A 3,077-nucleotide genomic window follows, 5' to 3' on the forward strand; every position below is an offset into this window, starting at 1 on the left:
TCTTCCACGGGACATTCCAGCCACATCTTGATCAGATGCAGCACGCGCCGATCAACAATCCGGCGCGCCACCGATTTTAATAGCTCGGCGTGCGGAATGCTTCCGAAGTAGTCCGCGAGGTCGGCGTCAACGACTTCCGGGTGGCCACGGAACAGCTGCGCTTCCACCTCGACCACCGCCTGTTGGGCATTTCGCCCGGGACGGTACGCGTACTGTTCGGGTGGAAGATCGGCCTCGAAGATCGGTTCTAGCACCAGCATCGCTGCCGTCATGCAGACTCGATCACGCAAGGTCGAGATGCCCAATGGCCTGAGTTTGCCATTGGCCTTCGGTATGTACACTCTTCTGATAGGATCCGGTCGATACGTCTCCTGCCTGAGCGCAAGCGCCAGTTCGCCAAGCCACCGCTGCACCCCGTACGCTTCGATGTCCGAGAAGTCCTGACCGTCCACACCCGGTGCGCCCTTGTTGGAGCGGCATTGAGCATAGGCATGGGCCAGGATGTCTTCTCGGCAGATCTTGTCGTACAGGGCGTAGAAACGGTAGCCGGCTTCTGCCTTCGCTTTCGCGTGCAACGCCATCTGAAGTTTCTGAACACTCTTCGGAGTTGATAGGTTGCCCAATCTCCAGGTCCCTCACTACGTCTTGCGTTCGTCTTGAACTAAGGTCCCTTCCCTCCCCCGGCGTTACCCGGCTTCAGCGGTACTGCGAACCTCTCCGCATCCCCACGGCGCCCGGCCTGTCCCTCGCGGGCGTCCGGTTGGTCATCCCTGACCACGTCGTGGGGCCTCCCGTGTTGCGTACGCTTTCCTTGTGTACATGCTGTCGCCACTACCCCGGCGCAGCAGCTGGGCGGATCGTTTTCGCTCATTCCTCCAGCCGTATCAGCCTTCCCCGAAAGGGTCGTCGGGTCGGCCTGCGCATCGTCCTTTTCGAGGCTTGCTCGGCGTTCACTCGCGTTACGGCCTGCACACTCGCGCTGTCACCAATTCGTGACACGCTAATCGAAGGCTTCAGCCACTTCGTTACCTCCATGACTGCTCCGATTGCTTCCGGCTGGAGCGTTCGCCGGGTGGGACTTGCACCCACTGGAAAGCGCCGCCTTCTCACGGCGCACACCCAGAACGGACATCAGCGGCCGGTGTGCGGCGGTGCGAAGCACAGCCCGCGCCAAGTAATATGTTATGCTGCGTGAAGTCGATGCAGCGGTCGGATATCCAACTATGAACACGCAGCAGCAGCCAACAGCCTCGATCTACGCCATCATCCTCAAGCTCTCGCCTGAGTTTACCGCGCAAATTGCGCGTCCCGGCGTAGGAGGTGCTGTGGCGAAGGCGGTCGGCGCAGGTCGTGTCCCGACAGTTCAGGAGCTTGTAAGCTTAGGGCAAACAGAAGATTTCGCGAGATTGTTTTCCGAACGGCTCGGATACCTAGTGAGGTTGCGCCAAGCTGGAGTCTTGCGTGCTGCCGGACCATTCGAGGGCCTGAAGGAAGGCATGTATCTCTGTAACGCGACGGACGAGCGCGAGGCTCGGCGCGTTTTAGAGGAAGACCCCTTATTCAAAGCGGGGTTCATTGAGAATGATTTCGCGGTATACCGGTGGCTAGTGGTTCATCACAGTGGTTTTGACTCTTTGGCGGCAACTGGATAGGCGCGACCGAGTTTGGCGCGGGCTTTGTCGGTTGTGAACATCCATTTGATGCGGTCTCGCGCCTTGTTTCGCTGCCGTTGCCATGCTGCGATTTCTTTTCGAAGCCTTTTGGGATCGTCGATGCGACGGCCGAGACACTGGCGCTGCAGCACGCTGATCTCGCACTCGACCATATTGAGCCAGCTGGCGTGTTTCGGGGTGTAGTGGAACTCGAGGCGGCGCAGGATGCGACGGGCCTCGGCAGGCGCAAATGCCTGATATAGCGCGCCGGCCGTATGAATCGACAGATTGTCCTGCACCACACGGATGCAGGCGGCATTGGGATAGTGGACGTCGACGAGTTCGCGCATGCAGTGCGCGTAGTCGACCGCGGCGCGGTGGTCTGTAACCTTGACATTGCGCCAGCCGCGATGCGGATCGAAGGTGACGAAGAGATTGACGGTACCGTTGCGGCGATATTCGTAATCGTAGCGCTCGCGCTGTCCCGGTTGGGCAGGGATCGGCTGGCGTACCTCGCCGATCAGCTGGACTGGGGTCTCGTCGAAGCAAACCAGGGGCCGCTCGGGATCCGGCGCCTCGGCGTAGAGATCGAGCACATCCTCCATCCGGGCGACGTATTCGCCGTCGACATGAGGAATGCACCACATATCCCGGCGCCACGGCTTGAGGTCGTTGTCGGCCAGCCGGCGGCGCACGGTCTCGCCCGACAGGCTGGCGTGATCGGTGAGCTTGACCATCGCGTCGGCCAGCAATGTCAGCGTCCAGCGTTTGCGGCCGGCGGGCGGCTTGGCGCATGCCGTCGCCACCAGCAGGGCCTCTTCCTTGCCTGTCAGCTTGCGTTCCGCGCCCGGACGCGGCTCCTCACTCAAGGCCCGCTCCAGATTGCCTTCTACGAAACGGCGTTTGGTCCGGCCGACGGTGGAAAGGCTGACCCGGACGGTTCGGGCAATCTCCGCGTCGCAGCTGCCTGAATCGGCCGCCAGCACAATCTGAGCCCGTTTGAGTTTGCGGGCGGAATGCGTGCCGCCGCCGAGCATTGCCGTCAGTTCGTCCCGCTCGGCTTGGCTCAATTCGACCCGATAACGTACATTCATGCTTCGCCTCCTTGTCGGAGGCCGGGACGAATCCAGCTATGAGTCAAAAATCAGGCGCGCACTTCACCGAGAAGCAGGGACACTATCTCGCTTTCATCCATACCTACTCGTACATGTTCGGACAGCCGCCCGCCGAGGCCGACATCCAGCGGCATTTCCGCGTCAGCCCGCCGTCAGTCCACCAGATGATCCTCACCCTCGAACGCAACGGGTTCATTCGTCGCCAGCCCGGCGTCGCTCGAAGCATCGAGATCCTCTTGCCACCCGAAAAGTTGCCTATCCTCGGATGGCTCGGTATCAAAACGTCAAAATCACTGTGATGAACCACTAG

General features: G+C 60.8%; 4 protein-coding genes. 2 read left to right on the forward strand and 2 right to left on the reverse strand.

The features are described from left to right. Positions 1-581 (reverse strand): reverse transcriptase domain-containing protein (locus AXW67_RS24830; protein ID WP_245315713.1); only part of this gene is annotated, 581 nt, incomplete at its 3' end. A 642-nt stretch (positions 582-1,223) separates the two neighbouring features. On the opposite strand from AXW67_RS24830, the gene AXW67_RS24835 reads away from it, so the two are divergent. Next, the gene (locus tag AXW67_RS24835; RefSeq protein ID WP_161491285.1) at positions 1,224-1,652 is read left to right on the forward strand and encodes a YciI family protein; all 429 of its coding nucleotides are present in this window, start codon (positions 1,224-1,226) and stop codon (positions 1,650-1,652) included. Here the strand turns inward: AXW67_RS24835 and AXW67_RS24840 are convergent. Then, a complete protein-coding gene (locus AXW67_RS24840) occupies positions 1,616-2,746 on the reverse strand; it encodes an IS630 family transposase (protein WP_063675747.1) in 1,131 nt (376 codons plus the stop codon). The genes AXW67_RS24835 and AXW67_RS24840 overlap by 37 nt on opposite strands. Positions 2,747-2,784: 38 nt before the next feature. Here AXW67_RS24840 and AXW67_RS24845 point away from each other — a divergent pair, with 38 nt between their 5' ends. Continuing rightward, a complete protein-coding gene (locus AXW67_RS24845) occupies positions 2,785-3,066 on the forward strand; it encodes a LexA family protein (protein ID WP_063675745.1) in 282 nt (93 codons plus the stop codon). Positions 3,067-3,077: the final 11 nt, after the last annotated feature.

The sequence above is a fragment of the Bradyrhizobium neotropicale genome (assembly GCF_001641695.1).
Taxonomy (GTDB): domain Bacteria; phylum Pseudomonadota; class Alphaproteobacteria; order Rhizobiales; family Xanthobacteraceae; genus Bradyrhizobium; species Bradyrhizobium neotropicale.

Bases quoted from the DNA above. Each gene is read 5' to 3' on its own strand.
- AXW67_RS24835 (WP_161491285.1), top strand. From the start codon at position 1,224: ATGAACACGCAGCAGCAGCCAACAGCCTCGATCTACGCCATCATCCTC.
- AXW67_RS24840 (WP_063675747.1), bottom strand. From the start codon at position 2,746: ATGAATGTACGTTATCGGGTCGAATTGAGCCAAGCCGAGCGGGACGAA.
- AXW67_RS24845 (WP_063675745.1), top strand. From the start codon at position 2,785: ATGAGTCAAAAATCAGGCGCGCACTTCACCGAGAAGCAGGGACACTAT.